The organism is uncultured Sphingomonas sp., assembly GCF_964250165.1.
Classification (GTDB): domain Bacteria; phylum Pseudomonadota; class Alphaproteobacteria; order Sphingomonadales; family Sphingomonadaceae; genus Sphingomonas.
Window position 1 is genome coordinate 1 of sequence record NZ_CAXUEK010000033.1, and the last position, 22,269, is coordinate 22,269.

Genomic DNA, 22,269 nt, shown 5'->3' on the forward strand with positions numbered 1-22,269 from the left:
CGTCGAGGCGCAGGAACGAGCCGTCGCTCTCGTCGGCCTCCACCACCATCCAGTCGCTCGCGCCGAGCCGGGCGTTGGAGCCGTAGCTGTTGATGATGCCGCCGTTGATGACGGTCGGGTCCACCCCGCCCGCATCGAGCAGCGCCGCGACCATGCTGGTCGTCGTCGTCTTGCCGTGCGTGCCGGCGATCGCGACGGTGGATTTCAGCCGCATCAGCTCGGCGAGCATCTCGGCGCGGCGGACGACGGGCACGCGCCGCTCCAGCGCCGCCTCCACCTCCGGGTTGGCGCGGGTGATCGCGGTGGAGGTCACCACCACCGCGGCGTCGCCCAGGTTCGCCGGGGCATGGCCGATCGCGACGGGGATGCCCTTGTCGCGCAGGCCCTGCACGACATAGCCCTCGGCGACGTCCGAGCCCTGCACGCGATAGCCGAGATTGCGCATCACCTCGGCGATCCCGGACATGCCGATGCCGCCGATCCCGACGAAGTGGATCGCCCCGATCTCCGTGGAGAGGGATTTCATGACGTAACTCCTCCCCGGCACGGGGAGGAGGACCGCTCGCCTTTTGGCGAGTGGTGGAGGGAGGCCGGATCCGGGCGGTGAATCCAGATCGGCGCCCCCTCCCTCACGCTTCCGGCGTGCCACCTCCCCGTCCCGGGGAGGAATGGGATGCCCCCCCTCACGCCGCCACCGCCAGCGCCGAGCGCTGCGCATCCAGCCGCTCGACCAGGTCGGCGAGATCGCGCACCGCGTCCGGCTTGCCGACGCTCCTGGCCCGCGCCGCCGCCGTCTCCAGCGGCAGCGGGTCGAGCCCCAGCTTCTGCATCTGCTTGCCGAGCTGGACGGGGGTGAAGGCGGATTGCGGGATGGTCCGTGCGCCGCCGGCGGCGGTGATCTCGCGCGCGTTGGCGGTCTGGTGATCGTCGGTCGCGCCGGGCAGCGGCACCAGGATCGCGGGGCGGCCGGCGGCGGTGAGCTCGGCGATGGTCGACGCGCCGGCGCGCGCGATGACGAGGTGCGCCCAGCCGAGCTGCTCGGGCAGATCGGGCAGATAGGTGGCGAGGTCGGCGGCGATCTGGTGCCCGGCATAGGCGGCGCGCGCCGCGTCGATGTCCTCGATCCGCGCCTGATGCGTCACCTGCAGCCGGCGGCGGAACTGGACGGGGAGCAGCGCCAGCCCCTCCGGCACGACCTGGGAAAGCACGCTCGCGCCCTGGCTGCCGCCGGTGACGAGCACGCGGAAGATGCCGTCCGCCTCCAGCAGCGGGAACGGCCGGTCGCGCAGCGCCAGCACCGCCGCGCGCACCGGATTGCCGACGATGTGGACCTTCGCCGCCAGCCGCGACGACAGCCGCTCGGTCACGTCATAGGAGGTGGCGATCGCATCCACGCGGCGCGCGACCAGCCGGTTGACGCGGCCCAGCACCGCATTCTGCTCGTGCACCGCGGTCGGGATCTTCGCCGCGAACGCCGCCAGCAGCGCAGGCAGCGCCGGATAGCCGCCGAAGCCGATCACCGCGGCGGGGCGGAAGGTGCGATAGAGCTCGCCCGCCATCGCCCGCCCGCGCCACATCTCGCGCGCGGCGGACAGCCAGCCGATCGGCCGCCTCACCTGGAAGCGGCCGGCGGGCAGCACGTGCGTCTGCACGCCCCCCGGTTCATTGGCGAAGAGTCCCGGAAACCGCACGCCGCGCGCGTCGGACACCAGCGCCACGCGATGCCCGCGCTTCACCAGCTCGGCGCCGAGCGCGGCGGCCGGCACCATGTGCCCGCCGGTGCCGCCGGCGGCGAGGACGTAGTGCTTGCTCATTGCTGCCCCCATCGCACGACATAGGGCGAGCGCGTCAGGAAGGGGTTGCGCCGGGTGAAGGCGAGCAGCAGCCCCATGCCGATCGACAGCGCGATCATCGACGAGCCGCCATAGCTGATGAACGGCAGCGTCATGCCCTTAGACGGCGCGAGGCCCGTGTTGACCGCCATCGACACCAGCGCCTGCGCGCCGAACTGCACCGCCAGCCCGCTCGCCGCGAGCAGCTTGAACTCGTCCTGCTCGTCCAGCAGCTTCACGAACACGCGCACCACGATGGCCAGGAACACCATCGCGATCACCGCGCAGGCGATGACGCCGAACTCCTCGCCGATCACCGAGAAGATGTAGTCGGTATGCGCCTCGGGCAGCCCGAACTTGGCGTGGCCGCCGCCCGGGCCGGTGCCGGTCCAGCCGCCCGCGGTCAGCGTCGCGTGCGCGGCGTTGGTCTGGAAATGGTCGGCCGCGCCCTCTCCCTCGACGCCGGGGAACAGGAAGGCGTCGATCCGCGCCCGCGCCGTGCCGTAGAACAGATAGGCTGCGCCCAGCCCCAGCGGCGCACACGCCAGGATCGCGCCCAGCACCCGCATCGGCGTGCCCGCGATCATCAGCAGCGCCAGCCACACGAGGCAGAAGATCACCGTCTGCCCGAAATCGGGCTGCAGCATCAGCATCCCCGCCACCGCCCCGGTCAGCGCGGTGGTGATCGGCACCACGGGCAGCTCCTCGTCCTTGCCCTTGAGCGACAGGAGCCAGGCCAGCGCGACGATGAAGAAGGGCTTCAGGAACTCGGACGGCTGGAACTGCGCGAAGCCATAGCCGATCCAGCGTCGCGCGCCGTTGACGCTCACGCCCGCGAAGGGCGTGACGGCGAGCAGGACCACGAACACCACCGCGCCCGACAGCGCGAGCCGCCGCGCGGTCGGCACCGGCAGCATCGATACGCCGATCAGCACGGGCAGCGACACGCCGACCCACATCACCTGCCGCCAGAAATAGTAGAGCGGCGCGAGATGATGGTGGTCGCCCGAATAGCGCACCGCCGTCGCCGGGCTCGCCGCCGCCACCGCCACCAGCCCGATCGCGATGAGGAACAGGGTGAGGCCGAGCAGCATCCGGTCGACGTCGAAGAACCAGGCGCCGAGCGGCGACCGGTCGCCGCGCCCGCCGCGCCGCTTCACCTTGGCCACGATCCCCTCGCGCGCAGCGTCCGTCACGGCAGGGCCTCGACGACCTGGCGGAAGGCGTCGCCGCGCGCCTCGTAGTCGCGAAACTGGTCGAAGCTGGCGGCGGCGGGCGACAGCAGCACCGTGTCGCCCGGCGCGGCCTGCGCGGCGGCGCTGCGGATCGCGCGATCGAGCGTCCCGGCCTGCTCCACCGGCACTAGGCCGGCGAGCGCGCGCGCGAACACCGGTCCCGCCTCGCCGATCGTGTAGGCGCGCGCGACATTCGGGAAGTGCGGCGCGCAGGCGTCGAGGTCGTCGCCCTTGGCGCGCCCGCCCAGGATCCAGTGGACCCGCGGGAAGGCGGCGAGCGCCGGGGCGGCGCTTTCCGGATTGGTCGCCTTTGAGTCGTCGACGAACGCGACGCCGTGGCGCTCCGCCACGCGCTGCATCCGGTGCGGCAGGCCGGCGAAGCTCTCCAGGCCGCGGTTGATATCGCGCTCCGCCACGCCCAGCGCCTTGGCGACCGCGATCGCGGCGAGCGCGTTCTGCGCGTTGTGCGGCCCCTGCAGCGCCGGCCAGCGCCGCTGGTCGAGGCAGACGCCCGGCGCGATCTTCGTGAGGTGCTCGGCACGCGGGGACAGGGAGCGGGCGATCTGCGCCGAGGACAGGTCGCCGATGCCGACGATCGCCTCGTGCCCGGCCGTTTGCATCGCGAACAGCCGCGCCTTGGATGCGGCATAGGCGTCGAACCCGTCATAGCGATCGAGATGGTCTGGCGTGATGTTGAGCAGCACCGCGACGTCACAATCGAGGCTGTTCGTCAGGTCGATCTGATAGCTCGACAGCTCCAGCACATAGACGCCGCCGGCCGGGAGCGGCTCCGCGCCGAGGATCGGCAGGCCGATATTGCCGCCCATCAGGCTCGGCACGCCTGCGGTCCGCAGGATGTCATGGACGAGCGCGGTGGTGGTCGACTTGCCGTTGGTGCCGGTGATGCCGACCACCCGGTGCGCCGGCAGCGCGGGCCGCGTCTGCGCGAACAGCTCGATGTCGCCGATGATCGGCACGCCGGCGTCGCGCGCCCTGGCGGCGAGCGGATGCGTGTTGAGCGGCACGCCGGGCGAGACGACAAGCGCGTCGAAGCCGGCGAGGTCGTCGAGGGGGGTGACCTCTACCTTCCCTCTCCCTGAAGGGGAGAGGAACAGCCGCGGAGCGGCAGGGAGAGGGAACGCACCCTCACCCGACCTCGCCTGCGGCTCGGCCACCCTCTCCCCTTGAGGGAGAGGGAGAAGCGAGGTCCGCCGTTCCTCGCTGTCGTCCCACGCCGTTACCTGCGCCCCGCTCGCCACCAGCGCGCGCACTGTCGCCGCGCCGGAACGCGCCAGGCCCAGCACCGCATAGTGCTTGCCCGCCCAGGCGCGCGACGTGATCACCGCAGCTTCAACGTGCTCAGGCCCGCCAGCGCCAGCACCAGGCTGACGATCCAGAAGCGGATCACCACCGTCGGCTCGCTCCAGCCCAGCGCCTCGAAATGATGGTGGATCGGCGCCATGCGGAACACGCGCTTGCCGGTGCGCTTGTAGGCGACCACCTGGATGATGACGCTGAGCGCCTCGACCACGAACAGGCCGCCGATGATCCCCAGCACGATCTCGTGGTGCGCCACCACCGCGATCGTGCCGAGCGCGCCGCCCAGCGCCAGGGATCCGGTATCGCCCATGAACACCGCCGCCGGCGGCGCGTTGAACCACAGGAACCCGAGCCCCGCGCCCGCCACCGCGCCGCAGAAGATCGCCAGCTCGCCCGCGCGCGGCACGTGCGGGATGCCGAGATACGTCGCGAACCGCGCGTTGCCGACCAGGTAGACGATGATCATGAACGCGACCGCGGCGATGATGACCGGCATCGTCGCCAGCCCGTCCAGCCCGTCCGTCAGGTTCACCGCGTTGCCGAACGCCACGATCGTGAAGGCGGCGAAGACCGGGTAGAACCAGCCGATCTCGTAATAGATGCGGCTGGTGAAGGGCAGATAGAGGTGCGGCCCGTTCTCCCGCATGATGATTACCGCCGCGATGCCGGCGATCAGGAACTCCAGCAGCAGCCGCACGCGCCCCGGCACGCCCGCGGTCGTCGCCTTCCTCACCTTGTCGTAATCGTCGAGGAAGCCGATCGCGCCGAACCCCAGCGTCACCGCCAGGCATGCCCACATGTACGGGTTGGAGAGATCCATCCACAGCAGGATGGACAGCGTCATCGCCGTCAGGATCATCAGCCCGCCCATGGTCGGCGTACCGCGCTTGGCGAGATGGCTTTGCGGCCCGTCGAGCCGGATCGGCTGCCCCTTGCCCTGGCGCACGCGCAGCCAGCCGATGAACTTGGGCCCGATCAGCAAGCCGATGAACAGCGCCGTCGCCACCGCCGCGCCGGTGCGGAAGCTCTGATAGCGCACGAGATTGAACAGCCCGGCGAAACGGAGGTGCTCGGCGATCCAGAACAGCATCTACGCCCCACCCCTGAGCGCCGCGACGATGCGGCTCAGCCCGACCCCGTTCGATCCCTTGACCAGCAGCGTGTCCCCGGCCGCGAGCACGCCCCGGAGCGCCCCCAACGCCGCGGTCGCATCGGGCACATGCACGACGTTAACCTTTTGCTCAAGGGCGCGGGCAAGCGGCGCCATCGCTTCGCCGACGAGGAGAATCGGCTCGGCGCGCGCGGCCAGCACCGGCTCGGCGAGCGCGGCGTGGTAGGCGGCAGAGCCATCGCCCAGCTCGCGCATCTCGCCCAGCACCGCGACGTGGCGGCCGGGCGCGTCGGCCAGCACCGCCAGCGTCGCGCGCATCGAGGCGGGATTGGCGTTGTAGCTCTCGTCGATCACGGTCGCCTCGCCGTCGCCGACCGGCGTCGCGAAGCGTTCGCCGCGCCCCGCCAGCCCGCCCAGCTCGCCGAGCGCCAGCCCCGCCAGCCCCAGGTCGCCGCCCGCCGCGTCCACCGCCGCCAGCACGGCGAGCGCGTTCGACACCCAATGCGCGCCAGGCTGTGAAAGCGTGAAGCTCAGCTCCCGCGATCCGACGCGCGCGGTGATGAACTGCCCCGCGGCGACCTGCATTAGCTCCAGCGGCCGCACGTCCGCGTCCTCGCCGGCGCCGAAGGTGACGGTGCGCGCGGCGTAAGGCGCCGCGGCCGCGGCGAGACGGGTGTAGTGCGGGCTGTCCCACGGCACGATCGCCGTGCCGCCCGTTGCGCCGTCCGGCGTCTCCAGCCCCTGGAAGATCTCGCCCTTGGCGTCCGCGATCGCCGCCTCGTCGGGGAAGAATGCGGTGTGCGCCGGGGCGATCGCGGTGACGAGCGCGACGTGCGGCCGCGCCAGCCGGGTCAACGCAGCCAGCTCGCCGGGATGGTTCATCCCCATCTCCAGCACCGCGAACCGGCTGTCCCACGGCATCCGCGCGAGGCTGAGCGGGACGCCGACATGGTTGTTGTAGCTCTTGACGGAGCGGTGCGTCGCGCCCGGCGCGGCGCGGTCGAGCGCCGCGAACAGCGCCTCCTTGACGCTGGTCTTGCCGACCGAGCCGGTGACCCCAATCACCGTCGCTTGCGTCCGCGCCCGGGCGGCGCGGGCGAGCGCGTCGAGCGCGTGTGCGGTGTCACCGACGCGGACGTGCGGGTGCGGCGGGTCGGCGCTCACCAGCGCGCCGGCCGCACCCTGCGCGAAGGCCTGATCGAGAAAACGGTGCCCGTCCGTGCTCTCGCCGGTCAACGCGACGAACAGGTCTCCCGGCCCGACCTCGCGCGAGTCGAACGCGACCCCGGTCACGGCGAAGTCGCCCGAAGCCGTCCCGCCCGTCGCGGCGGCGATCTCGGCGGCGGTCCAGAGGGTCAACACTCCCTCTCCCTGAAGGGGAGAGGGACAGCTCGCGAAGCAAGCAGGGAGAGGATCTGGGACGTGACGCAACACGCATCACCCATGCCCTCTCCCCGGCGCTGCGCGCCTTCCCCTCTCCCCTCCAGGGAGAGGGGAGCCAAGCGGGCCGGCGTCACGACGCCACCTCCCGCGCGACCGCGACATCGTCGAACGGCAGCACCAGGTCGCCCACCACCTGCCCCTGCTCGTGGCCCTTGCCCGCCACCAGCACGATGTCCTCCGGCCCGGCCTCGGCCACGGCGGCTTCGATCGCCGCGCGCCGGTCGCCGATCTCGGCCGCGCCGGGCGCGCCGGCCAGGATCGCGGCGCGGATGACGGCCGGGTCCTCGCCGCGCGGATTGTCGTCGGTCACGATCACCCGGTCCGCGCTCTTCGCCGCGACCGTGCCCATCGCCTCGCGCTTGCCCGCGTCGCGGTCGCCGCCTGCGCCGAACACGAGGATCAGCCGGCCCGCGGCATGCGGCTTCAGCGCCGCCGTCGCCGCTTCCAGCGCGTCCGGTGTATGTGCGTAATCGACATAGACCGGCGCGCCCGCGCGCGTGATCGCGGCGCGCTCCAGCCGCCCGCGCACCGGCTGCAGGTGGGCCAGGTTGGCGAGCGTCGCGGCCGGATCGCCGCCGGTCACGATCACCAGCCCGGCCGCGACCAGCGCGTTCGCCGCCTGATATGCCCCGATCAGCGGCAGGCGCACCTGGTGGGTCCGTCCCTCAGCCTCGATGGTCAGCGCCTGCCCGAGCAGCGTCGGGTCGCGCCCGACGAGGCGCAGCGCGCTCCCGCGCTCGCCGACGGTAAGCACCCGATTGCCGCGTTCGCGCGCCAGATCGATCACTCGCGCGGCCTGCGGGTCGTCCGCCCACACCACCGCCGCGCCGCCCGGGCTCAGCACCTCGGAGAACAGCCGCAGCTTGGCGGTGAAATAGGCCGCCATGTCGCCATGATAGTCGAGATGGTCGCGCGAAAGGTTGGTAAACGCCGCCGCCGCGACCGGCAGCCCCTCGATCCGGTATTGCGTCAGGCCGTGGCTGGAAGCTTCGAAGGCGAGATGCGTCACGCCCTCGCGCGCCAGCCCCGCGACGTTGGACAGGAAGGTCACGACGTCGGGCGTGGTCAGCCCGGTATGGACGCTCTCGTCGGACGTGGTGACGCCGAGCGTGCCGATCGAGGCGGCGGGCCAGCCCGCCATGCGCCACAGCTGGCGCGTCAGCTCGACGGTGGAAGTCTTGCCGTTGGTGCCCGTCACCGCGACGCAGGTCGCCGGAAACGGCGCGAAGAACCTGGCCGCCAGCGCCGCGAAGCGCGCGCGCGGCTCCCCGTCGGCGATGTGAAGCGCGCCCTCGACCCGCGCGCCCGGCCGCGCCACCACCGCGACCGCGCCCGCCCTGACGGCGTCGGCGATGAAGTCCTCGCCGTTCAGCCGCGCGCCCCGGAACGCGCCGAACACCGTGCCGGGCGCCACCTTGCGATGATCGATCGCGAAGCCGGTCACGGGCGCGTCGTCGCCCTCGCCCGTCAACGCGCCCAATCTCATCGCGGCCCCGTCACTGCGGAATGCCCTTGGCGTTGGCCGCGCGCCAGATCAGCGGCGTCAGTTCGGTGACGTCGATGTCGCGACCCATGTCCGGCACCACGCCCAGGATCGCGCCGGTGCGCGCGATGACACGGCCGACCACCGGTGCCGCGTTCCACGCCGCGGTCTTGAAGCCGTAGGTCTCCTTGGTCGATTGTGGCGAATCGAGCATCGCCAGCACGACATAGCGCGGCGCATCCATCGGAAACGCCGCCACGAACGTCGCGACGTTGCGGTTGTGGTTGTAGCCGCCGGCCTCCGCCGCCTCGGCCGTCCCGGTCTTGCCACCGACGCGATAGCCGGGCGCGTCGCCCTTGCGGCCGGTGCCGTACTGGACGATCAGCCGCAGCAGCTGGCGCATCCGCGCGCTGGTCGCCGCGCTGATGACGCGCCGCCCGGGCGCGGCCTGGCCGGGCGCGACCTTCATCAGCGTCGCCGGCCGCCACACGCCCCCGTTGACCAGCGCGGCATAGGCGGTGGCGAGGTGGAGCGGCGTCACCGCGATGCCGTGGCCATAGGCGGTCGTCATGGTGCCGAGTCGCCCCCAGGTGCTCGGCCAGAGCGGCCGGCCCTTTTCCCGCAGCTCGATCGCGGGCTTCTGGTCGAAGCTCATCTTGCGGAACATCGCCTGCAGCCGGGCCGGCCCGATCTCGTCGGCGATGCGGGCGGTGGCGATGTTGGAGGAATAGACCAGCGTCTCGGGAATGTTGAGCCAGCGCTTCTGCTCGTCGCCGCGGTCGTCGTGGATCGAATAGCCGGCGACCTTCATCGGCGCGGTCGCGTCGAAGCGGCGGCTCATGTCGGTGACGACACCCGTGTCGATCGCGGTCGCGATGGTAATGGGCTTGAAGGTGGAGCCGAGCTCGTACACGCTCTGCGTCGAGATGTTGCGCAGCTGGTCGATGCCCGACATGCCGACGCGATTGGGGTTGTAGGTCGGCAGCGACACCATCGCCAGCACCTCGCCGGTGCGCACGTCCATCACCAACCCCGACGCCGCGCGCGCCGCGAAGGTGCCCATCGCGCGCGCCAGCTCCGATTCCATCGCCGCCTGCACGCGCGTGTCGAGCGACAGCGCCACCGGCCGGCCGTGCGCGTGCGGATCGAGCAGGTGCTGGTCGAGCACCCGCTCCATCCCCGCCATGCCGTGCCCGTCGGTCGAGAGGAAGCCGAGCGCGTGCGCGGCCATCGTCGATTGCGGGTAGAGCCGCTGCGTCTCGCGCGCGAACACCAGCGCCGGCTCGCCCAGCGCGTTGACCTGCTCCACCAGTGTCGGCGAGGCGCGGCGCTGGAGGTAGAGGAACGACGTGTCGCGCGTCAGCTGGCCGTAGAACCACGCCTGGTCGCCGCGATCGGGCATCAGCGCCGCCAGCCGGGCCGCCAGCGCCAGGCGATCGCCCATCAGCTGGCGCGGGTGGACCGCGATCGTCCACGCGTCGATCGTGCGCGCGAGCGGCTGGCCGTTGCGGTCGACGATATCACCGCGCGCCGCCAGCGTCGCAACGTGCGCCTCGGCCTCCGCGCCCGCGAACGCTGCCATCGTCGCCAGCCGCAGGATCACCACCGCGATGCCGGCCGCGAACAGCAGCATCAGCATCATCAGCCGCGTGTGCGCCAGCGCCACCAGCTGATGGCGCTGGTGGACGCGGCGCGGCGGCAGCGGCCGGGCGACGAGGACGCTCAACGCCGGCGCGCCTCGGCGCGGGCGCCGCTCAGCAGGTCGCCGAAGGTGGCGTCGGACAGCAGCTTGCGGTCGAGCAGCGCCACCGCCGGCCGCAGCCGCGCCGCCTCCGCCCCGTGGCCCGGCATCGCGGCATCCGTCACCGCCGCGGCGATGATCCGGGGCTGCGGCGCCGGCGCAGGCATCAGCGCGACCGCCATCGCGAGTCGCGCGGGCGCCGCCGCCGCCGCCGCAACGGGGGCAGGCGCGGGCGCGTCGGGCGTCGGCAGCGGCGCCGGCGCGGAGGGCACCACCAGCGCCGCCGTCTTCACCTCCGGCCCGGTGACCGGGCCGCCATTCGGATCGAGCGCCGCCAGCTGGCCCTCGTCGCGCACGAACTGCCCCGCCGTGGGCGCGGCGAGCGCCAGCGTGTCGCCGTTCCACTTCTCCAGCTGGGCCAGGTTCGCGCGCGTGTCGAACTCGGTCTCCAGCGCGCGGATGTCGCGCTCGGCGACGGTGATGTGCGTATCGACATCGTCCAGCTTCTTGCGTTCGGCCGCGACGCGCAGCGACATGAGGTAGAAGCCGAGCACGATGCCGACCAGCACCGCGAACCAGCCGATGCCCTTCAGGCGATAGGCCGCCGTCATGCGCGCAACTCCTCTGCTGCCGAGCGGCCCGCCGCCGCGATGATTGTCCATGCCGGCGCCGCCGTGCGCCGCGCTGTCCGCAAGGTCGCCGAGCGCGCGCGCGGGTTGCGCGCCAGCTCGGCGGCACCGGGCCGGATCGCCCGGCCGACGCTCTCGAAGCTGGGCGCCGCCGCCGCCCGCGCCTGCGGCAGGTGGCGCGAGCCGCCCGGCGTCGCGCCCGAGCGTTCGCGCAGGAAGCGTTTCACCACGCGGTCCTCCAGGCTGTGGAACGTCACCACCGCCAGCCGCCCGCCCGGCGCCAGCACCCGCTCCGCCGCCAGCAGACCGTCGGCCAGCTCGTCCAGTTCGCGGTTCACATGGATGCGGATCGCCTGGAAGGTCCGCGTCGCCGGGTCCTTCGGCTCATGCGGCCGCCAGCCCAGCGCGCGCCGCACCACCGCCGCCAGCTCGCCGGTGCGGGCAAGCGGCCGCGCCGCCACGATCGCGCGCGCGATCCGGCGCGACTTCGGCTCCTCGCCGTAGCGGAAGATGACGTCGGCGATGGCGGCCTCGTCGGCGGCGTTGACGAAGTCCGCCGCGCTCGGGCCGTCGCGGCTCATGCGCATGTCGAGCGGCCCGTCGCCCGCGAAGGAGAAGCCGCGCTCCGCCTGGTCGAGCTGCATCGACGACACGCCGATGTCCATCGCCACGCCCGCGACCGGCGCCGCCGCCACCTCCGCCGTCACCTCCGCCAGCGTCGAGAACGCCGCCTCGACCAGCATCAGCGCCGCCGGCGCATCGATGCGCCCGGCGCGGATCGCGTCGGGATCGCGATCGAAGGCAAGCACACGCGCGCCCCTGGCGAGGAGCGCGCGCGTGTACCCGCCCGCCCCGAACGTCGCGTCCACCATCAGCTCGCCCGGGGACGGAGCGAGCGCGGCGACGACCTCGTCGAGGAGGACCGGGATGTGGCGGGGCGAGTCGCTCACAGCGTCACCCCCTTTTCGGCCATGTGGAACCGGGCCATCTGCTTCATGAGATCGGCCGTGCCGGGCGTCTCGATCAGCGTCTTGGGATCCCAGATCTCGATATAATCCAGCGTCCCGTAGAAAAACGCGTGCGCGCCGATGCCCGCGTAGAAGCGCGGGAAGGCGGGCATGATGAACCGGCCCGAACCGTCGAACGGGGTCGCCTCGCCCGAGGCGGCCCGGCGCTTGATGTTGTAGTCGAACTCGCCGTCGTCCGCGGTGTGCTCGGCCTCGCGCTTCTGCAGCTGGGCGGCCATCACGTCGAGATAGGCCGGATCATAGGCGATCAGGCACTTGTCGCGCTGATGCATGCCGACGATCACGGTGCCGCCGGTCTTGCCGTCGGCCTTGGGGCTGTTCGCGGTAAGCGTCTGGCGAAGGGCGGCGGGGATCGCGACCCGGCCTTTGTCGTCGACAAGGCCGATGCCGTCTCCCTGATAATAGCCTCGCTTGTCCACGCCGACTGCCCCGCACGGGCGCGCTTCTCCGTCCGCGAAAGCACGGTCGCATGACCGTCCCTTCGCCTCCCGACTTCGACGGTAAGCGTGCCCCTAATCTTGATCTGGATAACTCGGTTGATCTTGGGGCGCAACGGGGATTTCACGGGAGATCACGGAATCTGGCCCGCCTTGTGCGTCCGTTCAGCGCACGTGCTCCAGGCCACCCCATAGCGGCGCGACCAGGCGACCCGGCGATGTCGGGTGGGGCCTTCGCGCCTATCTGCGGGCGGCGACGTTGCCGGTCGCGGGCGTGACGCCCATCGCGGCGAGCGGCTCGGTCGCCGCCGCGTCATTGGCCAGCGCCATGTTGGCGACGGTCTCCGCCTTGAGGCCGCCGATGGCGGTCACCGTCCGCTGGCGCGAGACGGCGCCCATGATCGCACCCGCAAGCACGATCAGCAGCACCACCGCGGCGAGCCCGATCGCGCCGACCTTCACGCGCTGGCTGATATGATGATCTGGCGCCGCCTTCATTCCCAAGCGTGCGCCATTACCGGACCGAAGCGGCCATGTCCAATCGGCTCAGGCCGGCAACCCCTTGGCGACGCGCCATTCCGGGTTGTGGAGGGTGGAGAGATAGCGGAATCCCGTGTCGCACAGGATCGTCACGACGCGGCTGCCCGGCCCCAGCGCCTGCCCCAGCCGCACCGCGCCCGCGACGTTGATGCCGGAGGACAAACCGAGGCACAGCCCCTCCTCGTCGAGCAGCCGCTTCACCCAGCCCCAGCCTTCGGCGTCCGAAATGCGGAACTGCGTGTCAATCGGCGCGCCGTCCAGATTGGCGGTGATCCGCCCCTGGCCGATCCCCTCCGCCACCGACGAGCCCTCGCTGCGCAGCTCGCCATGCGCATACCAGTCGTAGAGCGCCGCGCCATCCGGATCGCTGAGCGCGATCGTGACGCGCTCGTCCTTCGCCTTCAGTCCCAGCCCGACGCCCGCCAGCGTGCCGCCGGTGCCGACCGCACAGGTGAAGCCGTCGATCCGGCCCTCCATCTGCGCCCAGATCTCCTCCGCCGTCCCGGTCACGTGCGCGCGGCGGTTGGCGACGTTGTCGAACTGGTTGGACCAGATCGCACCGGGCGTCTCCTCGGCGATGCGGCGGGACTGGTGGACGAAATGACACGGCGACGAATAAGGCGCGACCGGCACCAGCACCAGCTCGGCGCCGAGCGCGCGCAGGGTGTCCATCTTCTCCCGCGATTGCGTCTCCGGCATGACGATCACGGTGCGATAGCCCTTGGCGTGACCGACCAGCGCCAGCCCGATGCCGGTGTTGCCCGCCGTCCCCTCGACGATCGTCCCGCCCGGCTGCAGCAGCCCACGCTCCTCGGCATCGGTGATGATGCCGAGCGCCGCCCGGTCCTTGACGCTGGCGCCGGGATTGGCGAACTCGCATTTGCCGAAGATCTCCGCCTCGGCCGCCGCGCTCGGTCCCGCCAGGCGGACCAGCGGGGTATTGCCGATCAGGGCGAGCGTGTCGGGCAGCACGGGCATGATCCCGCTCATGCCGAGACGGCGGCCGGGGAGCAACCTTCGCCCGCCTTCATTGCTCCGAAGCGCAAGCCGCGGTAGAATGATTTCGGCCGGAGGTAGAAAATGGCGACCCAGCTCAACATCAAGGATGCCGAGACGGTGCGCCTCGTCCGCCAATATGCGCAGGAGACGGGCCGATCCGTCACCGCCACGGTTCGCACCGCGATCGAGAATGATCGGCGCGCGCACGAAGCAGACATCGTCGAACGCATGCTGCGGCTGGAAGCGCTCGTCGCCGAGGTCAGGGCGGACATGCCGGAGGAATGGCGCGACAAATCCTCCAAGGAAATCATGGACTCCATGTATGACGATGAACAGCCGGACGGCTTCGCGGTTTGATCGTCGACACCTCCGTCATCGTCGCCATCCTCGCGAGAGAGCCGGAGCGGAGAGACTTTGTCGCCGCGTTGAGCGGGCGGGCGGCCGTCAGGATCGCCGGCGGATCGTGGGTGGAGCTTGCCACGGTGCTCGTCCGCCGTTTCGGCGTCGCCGATCCGCTTCCGGTGCTGGCGCGATTGCGTGATGAGTTCTCCCTCGCGATCGTCGCGACGACGGTCGAACAGGCGCATCTGGGCATTATCGGCTATGCGCGATACGGCAAGGGCGCGGGCCACCGCGCCCGTCTGAACTTCGGCGATTGCTTCACCTACGCGCTGGCCAAGGCGACCGGCGAACCCCTGTTGTTCAAGGGCGACGACTTCAACCACACGGACCTGACGCTCTCGCCGGCCGCCGCTTACCCGCGCTGAGATCGTCGAGGCTGTCCTGCCAGCCCGCGTTCCGCTAATGTTCCGCGGCCATGCTCCTGTCCGAGTCGCTTCCGTTCCGCGCCGCGACGCCGCCCGCCGCAGGGATGCGGGAGGCGAGCTTGCCGGCGACGGAGCGCCAGCTTGGCCAGGTTCCGCGCGCGGCACCCGAGTCGCCGACGCTCCCGCCCCTCCCGCTCCGCTGGCTGTTCCTCGACCTCAACTCCTATTTCGCCTCCGTCGAGCAGCAATTGCAGCCGTCGCTGCGCGGCCGGCCGGTGATCGTCGCGCCGATCGGCGCCGACACCACCGTCGCGATCGCCGCCTCGATTGAAGCCAAGCGCTTCGGCATCACGACCGGTACGCCGGTGTGGGAAGCCAGGCGCCGGTGCCGCGACGTGATCGTCACGCCCGCGCGCCACGATCGCTATGTCGAGTTCCACGAGCGCATAGTCGCCGAGGTCTGGCGGCACGTGCCGGTCACCCGGGTGTGCTCGATCGACGAGATGGCCTGCCGGCTGCTCGACAACGAGAACGGGCGCGACGCCGCGGTCGCCCTGGCGCACCGGATCAAGGCGGGCATCCGCGCCCATGTCGGCGAGCGGCTGACCTGCTCGGTCGGCATCGCGCCCAACCGCCTGCTCGCCAAGCTCGCGTCGGACCTGCAGAAGCCGGACGGGCTGGTGGTATTCGAGGCGGCCGACCTGCCCGAGGCGCTGCTGCCGCTCGGCCTGCGGGCGATCGCGGGCATCGGCGCGAAGATGCAGGCGCGGCTCGCGCGCGACGGGGTCAACGACATCGGCCAGCTCCTCGCCCGCCGGCCGCGCGACGCGGGCCATGCCTGGGGCGGGGTGGACGGCGATCGGCTCTGGTATCTGCTCCACGGCGTCGACCTGCCCGACACGCCGACGCAGAGCCGCACGGTCGGCCACAGCCACGTGCTCTCGCCGCGCCATCGCGGACTGGAGCCGGTCCGCCTCACCGCCCGCCGGCTGGCGCTCAAGGCCGCGAGCCGGCTGCGGCGCAAGGGCTGGCAGGCCCGCCTGCTCGTGCTCCACGGCCGGTTCGAGGACGACAAGTCGAGCTGGCGCGCCTCCGTCCGGCTGCCGCCGACGCAGGACAGCTTCATCGTCCTCTCCCACCTCGACGCGCTGTTTCCGCGGCTGCGCGACGCCGGGCGGACCCGCCCCGGCGGCTTCCGCCTGCGGATGGTCGGCGTGACGCTGGCCGAGATCGCGCCGGCCGCGGCCGAGCAGGGCTCGCTCTGGGCGCATCTCGACGCCGACGATCCGCTCGCGCGCGAAGGGCGCGGGCTGCACCTCAGCCGCGCCATGGACCGGATCAACGCGCGCTGGGGCAGGAACGCGGTGACGGTCGGCCCGCTCTCGGGCGGCCGTCTGGACCATGTCGGAGCCAAGATCGCGTTCGGCCGCATCCCGGAGGCGGACGAGTTCCATGAATGACCGGGGTATGACAGTCTTGACGCCCCATCGCGCATCGGCAAGGGCCGGCCCGCCATGAAGAGCTTCCTCCCCCTCGCCCTCGCCACGGCCGCGCTGCTGCCGCTGGCCGCCTGCCACTCCAAGCCCAAGGGCGACGACGTCGCCAACGCCGCCGCCGACAATGCGGTCGCCGCCAACGCCGCCCCGGTCGAGATGCCGCCCTCGATCCGCGCCGAGAAGTCGTTCCGCTGCAAGGACAACAGCCTCGCCTATGTCACCTTCTTCCAGGGCGACAAGCAGGCCGTGGTCAAGGACAAGCAGGACGGGCCCGCCACCGTGCTCAAGGCGGCCAACACCGGCGACCCGCTGACGGCCGACGGCGGCTGGAAGATGACGGGCGACGAAAAGGGCGTGACCCTGACGCGCCCGGGCAAGGACGCGGTGGTCTGCCACGTTTGAGGTCCTGACGAACGCGCCTGATTACTCCCTCGTCATCCCGGCCTTGAGCCGGGATCCCGCTTTGTTGCCGACCGAAGAAGCGGGACTGCGGCTCAAGGCCGGGGTGCCGGAGGTGCTGCAAGAGCCGCAGGTGCAGGACTGAGCCCTTGGAGCTGCTGGATCCCCAGCTCGTGCTCGGCGCCTATGCCGTCGGCGTCTTCCCGATGGCGGACGCCCGCGACGCCGACAGCGTCTATTGGGTCGAGCCGCGCCGCCGGGCGGTGCTGCCGCTCGCCGGCTTCCACCTGTCCCGCTCGCTCCGCCGCACGATCAGAGCGGACCGCTTCCGGGTGACGGCCGACCGCGCCTTCGCCGACATCCTCCGGCTGTGCGCCGAAGCCGTCCCCGGCCGTCCCGACACCTGGATCAGCGGCCCGATCGAGCAGGCGTTCCTCCGTCTCCACCGGCTCGGCCACGCCCATTCGATCGAGTGCTGGGACGGCGAGCGGCTCGCCGGCGGGCTCTACGGCCTCGCGCTCGGCCGGGCGTTTTTCGGCGAGAGCATGGTCAGCCGCGCCACCGACGCCTCCAAGGTCGCGCTCGCCTGGCTGGTGGCGCGTCTCCGGATCGGCGGCTTCACGCTGCTCGACTGCCAGTTCCAGACCACGCACCTCGCCAGCCTGGGCGCGGTGGAGATCGACCGCGCCGATTACCTGTCGTTGCTGGGCGAGGCGCTGGCCGGCGTCGTCGGTGCGGCGGCGGCGGGGGCTGGCGCGGCGGCCGGTGCGGGCGACTTCCGCGCACTCGACGCCACGGGAGCCCGCAGCGTCTCGGTGTCCGGACCGGTCGCGGGGAAGGACATCGCGCAGCTCTTGGTCCAGACGTCATAGACGGGGTGCTGGACCACGTTCAGGTTCGGCCGTTCCCGGAACAGCCAGCCCGAGAAGGGCCGCCGCCACCGCCGATCCGCCCCGCGCACGTCGACCTGCACGAACGCGCCGGTCAGCTGGTCGGGTTCCCAGGGCGCGGTCCGGTCGCAGGCACGCAGGTGGATGGCCACGTCGCCCACCCGGATCATCTGCCCGGGCCTGAGCGTCAGGTCGCGCGCGCGGCCGTTGCGCTTGTTGAGCAGCCCGAGCGTGGCGATCCGCGCCCGCATCGGCGTCGCGCCGGGGACGAGCGCGGGCGGGGCGTCGGCGGCCGTCACCGTCTCGATCGTCTCGGGGGCGGGCGCGGTCTCGCCGGGGATGTCCTGCACCACCGTCCGCTCCGCGTCGGCATCGCGCCGCGCCTGCCAGGCGCGCCTGCCGAACCAGCCCGCCGCCGCCAGCGCCACGGCAAGCACCGCCGCCGCGAGCCAGCGCCTCACGTCGCGGCCCTCAACCTTCCGGCGTCCAGGCTTCGTAGTCGCCGGTCGCCGCCGCCCGCTGGCCGCCCTTCTCCAGCGCGCCCGCGGGGCGATAGGCGAGCGCGGTGCCGGTCAGGTTGGGCACCGCCGGCTTCTGCCACGCCCGCGGCGGCGGCAGCGCGCGATCCGGCACCGTATCGAGCTGATGATGCAGCCAGGCGAACCAGTCGGGCGGCACGCGGCTGCCGTCGTTGGCACCCTGATAGATCACCCAGCGCCGCGGGTTGCCGGCGGTATCGCGCCCGCCCTCGTAATAGACGTTGCCGAGCTCGTCGGTACCGACCCGCGTCTTGTTGCGCAACCCGTAGAGCACGGTCCCCCAGCTCGCGCCGGTCCACCAGGTGAAGGGGTTGAGGTTGATGCCCATGCGCCCGCTTAGCCGCCGAAGGCCGGTGCTTCAACGGCGGTCAATGCGCAACGACGCCTGCGCCTCAACGCTACCCAGAATGTCTGCGTTGGTGGTTAGGACGTTCCGCGAGGCGCGCCGGGATAGGAACTTAACTGTAAAGCGACTGGCAAGCAGCGCGATCGGCGTGACCACCGCAAGTGCAGTCAAATTACCCAACAATACGGCACCGGGCGGAGCGTCGTCCGCGTCCATTGCAAGCACCCAATAACCGAACGACGCGCAGAGCAGAGCCGGTATGGTCAGCGTTCCTAACGCCATCGACAAGGCGTTGCTCTTCGTAGCAATGCGGCTAACGGCTGCTAACGTTCCCGCGATCAGGGAAACGCCTACGACGATGCCGATTAGGACGAGCATACCAAAAAGCATCTGACCTTCATACAGGCGGTGTCGAATGGCTGGAAGCGTGCGAAAACGGCGATCATTCTACCGCCCAGGCCAGCTCACCCGATCGCCCTCGCCGACGCCGGTCTCCGCCGTGCGGCCGCCGACCACCTCCAGCACCGCCGCGACCGGCTCGCCGGAGGAGACCATCGCCTCGGACAGCGGCTGCGCGTTCTCGGCGATGTGCGCGATCGTGCCGTCAGGGCGGATGAAGATGATGTCGAGCGGAGTCGGCGTGTTCTTCATCCAGAAGGTCGCGACCTTCGGCCCCTTGCCTTCCGCCGGATAGGGCCAGAACAGCATGCCGCCGTCGGGCTTCAGGTCGGTGCGATACATCAGCCCGCGCTCCTGCTCGGCCGCCGTCTTGGCGAGCTCGGCCAGGAAGACGTGGCGCCCGCCCACACTCGTGATCGTGACCGGCACGATCACCGGCCCGGCGGTCACAGCGCCGCTCTCCTGCCCGCTACAGCCCGCGAGCATGAGCAGCAGCAGCGCGACGAACCTCCTCACGCCGGCGTCACCGCCACCGCCAGCGGCCCCTTGCCGCCCGCCACGATCCGCGCGCGCAGCGGCTGGTCCGGCTCGACCGCCTGAAGCTCGCCGCGACGCAGCGTCTCCATATGGACGAACACGTCCTGGCCGTCGCTGGCCCGAACGAGGAAGCCATAGCCCTTGAGCCGGTTGAACCATTTCACCGTCACCGCCTCGTACGGCCCGGCGGCGTCGATCAGCGCCACGGGATCGACGCGGTCGGGATCGCGCGCGCGCCGCGGCGGCGGCTCCTCGACCGCACCGGTCAGGTCGATCGCGGTCACCTCGCGCGCCTGCCAGCCCCGGCCGCGCTGCACCGCCAGCACGTCCACGCGAGCGCCCTCGGGCAGGCTGCGGCGACCATGCGCCTGCAACACGGAGAAATGGACCAGCACGTCGCCGATCACGGGATCATCCGCGACGGCGAACCCGAAGCCGCGCGTCACGTCGAACCATTTGACGACGCCGCTGACGGACGTGGCGTCGGACACGTCGTCGCCGCCTCGCTCCCCGTCCTGCCGCGCCTCGCCCCGCATTGCACAAACCCCTGTGCCACCCTGCTACCTGCGCCATGCGCTCGCTGCAATCCGTCCCGGCCTGCAACCTTAATCGAAATCAGCCAAATCCGGGTCGCTTCCGGGCGGCAGCGCCAGGATGCGTCGCGCCAGGGTCGGCGCATGGCCGGCCCGGAGCATCGCGCCCAGCTGCTTTTCGCGGACGGCGCGGTCCGCTTCGCCGGTCCCCCACGGCCCCAGCCGCCGCCGCCGCGCGAACGCCAGGGCGGTCGCCACGGCGCGCGCGTCGATCGAGGGCGCGAGTTCGGCCCGGCCGGTCTCGTCAACCCGCGCCGTCCGCAGGTCGTCCGCCACCCGCCGGCCGCCCAGCCCGCGGCGCGCCAGCGCGCCTGCGCGCGCCTCGGCCCAGGCGCGGTCGTCGACATAGCCGAGCGCGGCCATCCGCTCCGCCACCGCCGCCGGGTCCGCCGCCGCCCCTTCCCAGCCGCGCTCGCGGATCTTGCGGCGCAGGTAATCGGCCAGCTTTCCGCGCGTCGTCGCGAACCGCTCCACATAGCGGAGCGCGAGCCGATCCAGCGCGGCGGCATCGAGCGGCGCCAAGGTCTTCCGGGGCGGACGGCGTTCGGCGGACATGCGCCGCAATTGTGCCATGGTTCCTGCCGAAAGCGAACGGGTGCGTCCCGGGCCACACTCCTCCGCCGCGCCCGATGCAGGGAGAAGGAGCGCCATGGCCAGCACGCCCGAGGCCAGCCGCGTCCCGCCCGAGCCCACCGCCACGCGCGATCCCCTCCCCCGGCGCTTCGCCGATTTCGGGACGCTGGGCGAAGCCTTGGATTATGCCGCACGGGGGTTGCGAGGCCTCAACTTCCACGATGCCCGCGCCCAGCTGGTCCGCGCCTACCGCTTTAGAGATCTGCGCGACGATGCGCTCGCGGCGGCCCGCCGGCTGATCGGCGCCGGCGTCCGTCCCGAGGAGCGCGTCGCGCTGATCGCCGAGACCGGGCCGGAGTTCGCCGCGCTGTTCTTCGGCGCCATCTATGCCGGCGCCTGGCCGGTGCCGCTGCCGCTGCCGACCTCGTTCGGCGGCCGCGACGCCTATGTGGAGCAGCTGCGCGTCCAGCTCGCCAGCGGCGCCCCGCGGCTGCTGCTGTTTCCGCCCGAGCTCGCCGACATGGCGCGCGCCGCCGCCATCGCCGCCGAGGTGGAGCCGATCGACTGGGCCGCGTTCGCCGGCCGCCCCGCGCCCGACGCGCCCCTGCCCCAGGCCGAGCCCGACGCGGTCGCCTATCTCCAATATTCCAGCGGCTCGACGCGCTTCCCGCACGGCGTCGCGATCACGCACCGCGCGCTGCTCAACAATCTTGCCGCGCACAGCCACGGCATGGCGGTGCAGGACACCGATCGCTGCATCTCCTGGCTGCCCTGGTATCACGACATGGGGCTGGTCGGCTGCCTGCTGTCTCCCGTCGCCAACCAGGTCTCGACCGATTACCTGAAGACCGAGGATTTCGCCCGCCGCCCGCTCGCCTGGCTCGACCTGATCGGCCGGCACGACGGCACCACGCTCTCCTATTCCCCGACCTTCGGCTACGACATCTGCGCGCGTCGCATCGGTGCGCAGACGCCGGTCTCCGACCGGTTCGACCTGTCCCGCTGGCGCGTCGCGGGCAACGGCGCCGACATGATCCGGCCGGACGTGATGCAGGCCTTTGTCGACGCCTTCGCGCCTGCCGGCTTCCAGGCGTCCGCCTTCCTGCCCAGCTACGGGCTCGCCGAGGCCACGCTCGCCGTGTCGATCATGCCGCCGGGCGAGGGCATCCGGGTGGAGCTGGTCGAGGAGACGCAGCTGTCCGGCGGCGGCGATCTGGGATCGCGTGACGGCCCGCGCCCGCAGCGGTTCCGCGCCATCGTCAACTGCGGCCGGCCGGTCCGCGACATGGCGGTCGAGATCCGCGAGGAGGACGGCGCACCGCTGCCGGAGAGCGCGATCGGCAAGGTCTGGTGCAAGGGGCCGAGCGTGATGGTCGGCTATTTCCGCGATCCCGCCGCGACCGAGGCCTGCCTGGTCGATGGCTGGCTCGACACCGGCGACATGGGCTATCTGTCGGGCGGCTATCTCTACATCGTCGGCCGCGCCAAGGACATGATCATCGTCAACGGCCGCAATCACTGGCCGCAGGACATCGAATGGGCGGTCGAGCAGCTGCCAGGCTTCAAGGCCGGCGACATCGCCGCCTTCGCGATCACCACGCCGGGCGGCGAGGAGACGCCGGCGGTGCTGGTCCAGTGCCGCAGCTCCGACGAGGCGGAGCGCGGCCGGCTGCGCGACCTGATCCGCGAGCGCGTCCGCGCCGTCACCGGCATGAACTGCGTCATCGAGCTGATCCCGCCGCGCACCCTGCCGCGCACCAGCTCGGGCAAGCTCAGCCGCGCCAAGGCGCGCAACCTTTATCTGAGCGGCGACATCAAGCCTTACGCGCTGCGGGCGGCGTAGCCCTGCGCCGATAGAATCGGGATCGGGCGAAAATCCTCGCCCGGCCGCGCCGCCCGGCAACCATCCGATAACTCCTCGCTGCTAGCGCC

Annotated in this window: 24 protein-coding genes and 1 pseudogene; 6 read left to right on the plus strand and 19 right to left on the minus strand. The window is 71.8% G+C overall.

The window, feature by feature from the left end; all coding sequences use genetic code 11:
- The 13 genes from ACFE64_RS08555 to ACFE64_RS08615 all read right to left on the minus strand — a co-directional run.
- Positions 1 to 526, minus strand: a 526-nt coding sequence (locus tag ACFE64_RS08555; protein ID WP_375392041.1) for a Mur ligase domain-containing protein, incomplete at its 3' end; no start/stop codon positions are given.
- Positions 527 to 683: 157 nt separating this feature from the next.
- Positions 684 to 1,814 (minus strand): undecaprenyldiphospho-muramoylpentapeptide beta-N-acetylglucosaminyltransferase, encoded by a 1,131-nt coding sequence (murG, locus tag ACFE64_RS08560; RefSeq protein ID WP_375392042.1) that lies wholly within the window; start codon positions 1,812 to 1,814, stop codon positions 684 to 686.
- Positions 1,811 to 3,028, minus strand: coding sequence for an FtsW/RodA/SpoVE family cell cycle protein (locus tag ACFE64_RS08565; protein ID WP_375392043.1), 1,218 nt, complete (start codon positions 3,026 to 3,028; stop codon positions 1,811 to 1,813). Before ACFE64_RS08565 ends, murG begins: the two co-directional genes overlap by 4 nt.
- Complete coding sequence (murD, locus tag ACFE64_RS08570) at positions 3,025 to 4,410, minus strand: UDP-N-acetylmuramoyl-L-alanine--D-glutamate ligase (RefSeq protein ID WP_375392044.1); 1,386 nt, start codon at positions 4,408 to 4,410, stop codon at positions 3,025 to 3,027. The genes ACFE64_RS08565 and murD overlap by 4 nt, the downstream gene beginning before the upstream one ends.
- A complete protein-coding gene (gene mraY / locus ACFE64_RS08575) occupies positions 4,407 to 5,477 on the minus strand; it encodes a phospho-N-acetylmuramoyl-pentapeptide-transferase (RefSeq protein ID WP_375392045.1) in 1,071 nt (356 codons plus the stop codon). Before mraY ends, murD begins: the two co-directional genes overlap by 4 nt.
- Positions 5,478 to 6,857: a UDP-N-acetylmuramoyl-tripeptide--D-alanyl-D-alanine ligase gene (gene murF, locus ACFE64_RS08580; RefSeq protein WP_375392046.1), complete on the minus strand. Its 1,380-nt coding sequence runs from the start codon at positions 6,855 to 6,857 to the stop codon at positions 5,478 to 5,480. It abuts the gene before it with no gap.
- 154 nt (positions 6,858 to 7,011) lie between these two features.
- The gene (locus ACFE64_RS08585; RefSeq protein WP_375392047.1) at positions 7,012 to 8,427 is read right to left on the minus strand and encodes a UDP-N-acetylmuramoyl-L-alanyl-D-glutamate--2,6-diaminopimelate ligase; all 1,416 of its coding nucleotides are present in this window, start codon (positions 8,425 to 8,427) and stop codon (positions 7,012 to 7,014) included.
- Between the two features lie 10 nt (positions 8,428 to 8,437).
- Positions 8,438 to 10,150 (minus strand): peptidoglycan D,D-transpeptidase FtsI family protein, encoded by a 1,713-nt coding sequence (locus ACFE64_RS08590; RefSeq protein ID WP_375392048.1) that lies wholly within the window; start codon positions 10,148 to 10,150, stop codon positions 8,438 to 8,440.
- The gene (locus ACFE64_RS08595; protein WP_375392049.1) at positions 10,147 to 10,776 is read right to left on the minus strand and encodes a hypothetical protein; all 630 of its coding nucleotides are present in this window, start codon (positions 10,774 to 10,776) and stop codon (positions 10,147 to 10,149) included. Before ACFE64_RS08595 ends, ACFE64_RS08590 begins: the two co-directional genes overlap by 4 nt.
- Entirely contained in the window at positions 10,773 to 11,744 is a 972-nt protein-coding gene (gene rsmH, locus ACFE64_RS08600; protein WP_375392050.1) for a 16S rRNA (cytosine(1402)-N(4))-methyltransferase RsmH, read from the minus strand. The genes ACFE64_RS08595 and rsmH overlap by 4 nt, the downstream gene beginning before the upstream one ends.
- Complete coding sequence (locus ACFE64_RS08605) at positions 11,741 to 12,241, minus strand: division/cell wall cluster transcriptional repressor MraZ (protein WP_375392051.1); 501 nt, start codon at positions 12,239 to 12,241, stop codon at positions 11,741 to 11,743. The genes rsmH and ACFE64_RS08605 overlap by 4 nt, the downstream gene beginning before the upstream one ends.
- Before the next feature lie 258 nt (positions 12,242 to 12,499).
- Positions 12,500 to 12,757, minus strand: a complete 258-nt coding sequence (locus ACFE64_RS08610) for a hypothetical protein (RefSeq protein ID WP_375392052.1) — start codon at positions 12,755 to 12,757, stop codon at positions 12,500 to 12,502.
- A gap of 48 nt (positions 12,758 to 12,805) precedes the next feature.
- Positions 12,806 to 13,777 carry a cysteine synthase A gene (locus ACFE64_RS08615; protein ID WP_375392071.1) on the minus strand — a complete coding sequence of 324 codons (972 nt, stop codon included), beginning with the start codon at positions 13,775 to 13,777 and terminating at the stop codon, positions 12,806 to 12,808.
- Between the two features lie 102 nt (positions 13,778 to 13,879).
- Between ACFE64_RS08615 and ACFE64_RS08620 the strand changes: the two genes are divergently transcribed.
- The 5 genes from ACFE64_RS08620 to aat all read left to right on the plus strand — a co-directional run bounded on the left by ACFE64_RS08620 (position 13,880) and on the right by aat (position 17,332).
- Entirely contained in the window at positions 13,880 to 14,155 is a 276-nt protein-coding gene (locus ACFE64_RS08620) for a type II toxin-antitoxin system VapB family antitoxin (protein WP_375392053.1), read from the plus strand.
- Complete coding sequence (locus ACFE64_RS08625) at positions 14,152 to 14,565, plus strand: type II toxin-antitoxin system VapC family toxin (protein WP_375392054.1); 414 nt, start codon at positions 14,152 to 14,154, stop codon at positions 14,563 to 14,565. The genes ACFE64_RS08620 and ACFE64_RS08625 overlap by 4 nt, the downstream gene beginning before the upstream one ends.
- 50 nt (positions 14,566 to 14,615) lie before the next feature.
- Positions 14,616 to 16,025, plus strand: a complete 1,410-nt coding sequence (locus ACFE64_RS08630) for a type VI secretion protein ImpB (protein WP_375392055.1) — start codon at positions 14,616 to 14,618, stop codon at positions 16,023 to 16,025.
- A gap of 54 nt (positions 16,026 to 16,079) precedes the next feature.
- Complete coding sequence (locus tag ACFE64_RS08635) at positions 16,080 to 16,463, plus strand: hypothetical protein (RefSeq protein ID WP_375392056.1); 384 nt, start codon at positions 16,080 to 16,082, stop codon at positions 16,461 to 16,463.
- Between the two features lie 146 nt (positions 16,464 to 16,609).
- Entirely contained in the window at positions 16,610 to 17,332 is a 723-nt protein-coding gene (gene aat / locus ACFE64_RS08640; RefSeq protein ID WP_375392057.1) for a leucyl/phenylalanyl-tRNA--protein transferase, read from the plus strand.
- A 35-nt stretch (positions 17,333 to 17,367) separates the two neighbouring features.
- Here aat and ACFE64_RS08645 read toward each other — a convergent pair.
- The 6 genes and pseudogenes from ACFE64_RS08645 to ACFE64_RS08670 all read right to left on the minus strand — a co-directional run.
- Positions 17,368 to 17,601 (minus strand): annotated as a pseudogene (locus ACFE64_RS08645) (DUF2155 domain-containing protein); the annotation flags it as partial.
- Positions 17,602 to 17,821: 220 nt separating this feature from the next.
- Positions 17,822 to 18,217: an NADH:ubiquinone oxidoreductase subunit NDUFA12 gene (locus ACFE64_RS08650; RefSeq protein WP_375392058.1), complete on the minus strand. Its 396-nt coding sequence runs from the start codon at positions 18,215 to 18,217 to the stop codon at positions 17,822 to 17,824.
- Between the two features lie 30 nt (positions 18,218 to 18,247).
- A complete protein-coding gene (locus tag ACFE64_RS08655) occupies positions 18,248 to 18,625 on the minus strand; it encodes a hypothetical protein (protein WP_375392059.1) in 378 nt (125 codons plus the stop codon).
- A gap of 57 nt (positions 18,626 to 18,682) precedes the next feature.
- Complete coding sequence (locus ACFE64_RS08660) at positions 18,683 to 19,120, minus strand: DUF192 domain-containing protein (protein ID WP_375392072.1); 438 nt, start codon at positions 19,118 to 19,120, stop codon at positions 18,683 to 18,685.
- 26 nt (positions 19,121 to 19,146) lie between these two features.
- On the minus strand, positions 19,147 to 19,707 hold the full coding sequence (locus tag ACFE64_RS08665) for a cold-shock protein (protein ID WP_375392060.1): 561 nt from the start codon (positions 19,705 to 19,707) through the stop codon (positions 19,147 to 19,149).
- A gap of 69 nt (positions 19,708 to 19,776) precedes the next feature.
- Positions 19,777 to 20,337, minus strand: a complete 561-nt coding sequence (locus tag ACFE64_RS08670) for a RecX family transcriptional regulator (RefSeq protein ID WP_375392061.1) — start codon at positions 20,335 to 20,337, stop codon at positions 19,777 to 19,779.
- A gap of 76 nt (positions 20,338 to 20,413) precedes the next feature.
- On the opposite strand from ACFE64_RS08670, the gene ACFE64_RS08675 reads away from it, so the two are divergent.
- The gene (locus ACFE64_RS08675) at positions 20,414 to 22,180 is read left to right on the plus strand and encodes a fatty acyl-AMP ligase (protein ID WP_375392062.1); all 1,767 of its coding nucleotides are present in this window, start codon (positions 20,414 to 20,416) and stop codon (positions 22,178 to 22,180) included.
- Positions 22,181 to 22,269 lie beyond the last annotated feature (89 nt).

Excerpts from the sequence above, each read along its gene's own strand:
- ACFE64_RS08585 (WP_375392047.1), bottom strand. The coding sequence starts at position 8,427 with ATGAGATTGGGCGCGTTGACGGGCGAGGGCGACGACGCGCCCGTGACC.
- mraY (WP_375392045.1), bottom strand. The coding sequence starts at position 5,477 with ATGCTGTTCTGGATCGCCGAGCACCTCCGTTTCGCCGGGCTGTTCAAT.
- ACFE64_RS08615 (WP_375392071.1), bottom strand. The coding sequence starts at position 13,777 with ATGCCCGTGCTGCCCGACACGCTCGCCCTGATCGGCAATACCCCGCTG.
- murG (WP_375392042.1), bottom strand. The coding sequence starts at position 1,814 with ATGAGCAAGCACTACGTCCTCGCCGCCGGCGGCACCGGCGGGCACATG.
- ACFE64_RS08660 (WP_375392072.1), bottom strand. The coding sequence starts at position 19,120 with ATGCTCGCGGGCTGTAGCGGGCAGGAGAGCGGCGCTGTGACCGCCGGG.
- ACFE64_RS08650 (WP_375392058.1), bottom strand. The coding sequence starts at position 18,217 with ATGGGCATCAACCTCAACCCCTTCACCTGGTGGACCGGCGCGAGCTGG.
- ACFE64_RS08620 (WP_375392053.1), top strand. The coding sequence starts at position 13,880 with ATGGCGACCCAGCTCAACATCAAGGATGCCGAGACGGTGCGCCTCGTC.
- ACFE64_RS08595 (WP_375392049.1), bottom strand. The coding sequence starts at position 10,776 with ATGACGGCGGCCTATCGCCTGAAGGGCATCGGCTGGTTCGCGGTGCTG.
- ACFE64_RS08670 (WP_375392061.1), bottom strand. The coding sequence starts at position 20,337 with ATGGCACAATTGCGGCGCATGTCCGCCGAACGCCGTCCGCCCCGGAAG.
- ACFE64_RS08665 (WP_375392060.1), bottom strand. The coding sequence starts at position 19,707 with ATGCGGGGCGAGGCGCGGCAGGACGGGGAGCGAGGCGGCGACGACGTG.
- ACFE64_RS08635 (WP_375392056.1), top strand. The coding sequence starts at position 16,080 with ATGAAGAGCTTCCTCCCCCTCGCCCTCGCCACGGCCGCGCTGCTGCCG.
- ACFE64_RS08610 (WP_375392052.1), bottom strand. The coding sequence starts at position 12,757 with ATGAAGGCGGCGCCAGATCATCATATCAGCCAGCGCGTGAAGGTCGGC.
- ACFE64_RS08655 (WP_375392059.1), bottom strand. The coding sequence starts at position 18,625 with ATGCTTTTTGGTATGCTCGTCCTAATCGGCATCGTCGTAGGCGTTTCC.
- ACFE64_RS08630 (WP_375392055.1), top strand. The coding sequence starts at position 14,616 with ATGCTCCTGTCCGAGTCGCTTCCGTTCCGCGCCGCGACGCCGCCCGCC.
- ACFE64_RS08675 (WP_375392062.1), top strand. The coding sequence starts at position 20,414 with ATGGCCAGCACGCCCGAGGCCAGCCGCGTCCCGCCCGAGCCCACCGCC.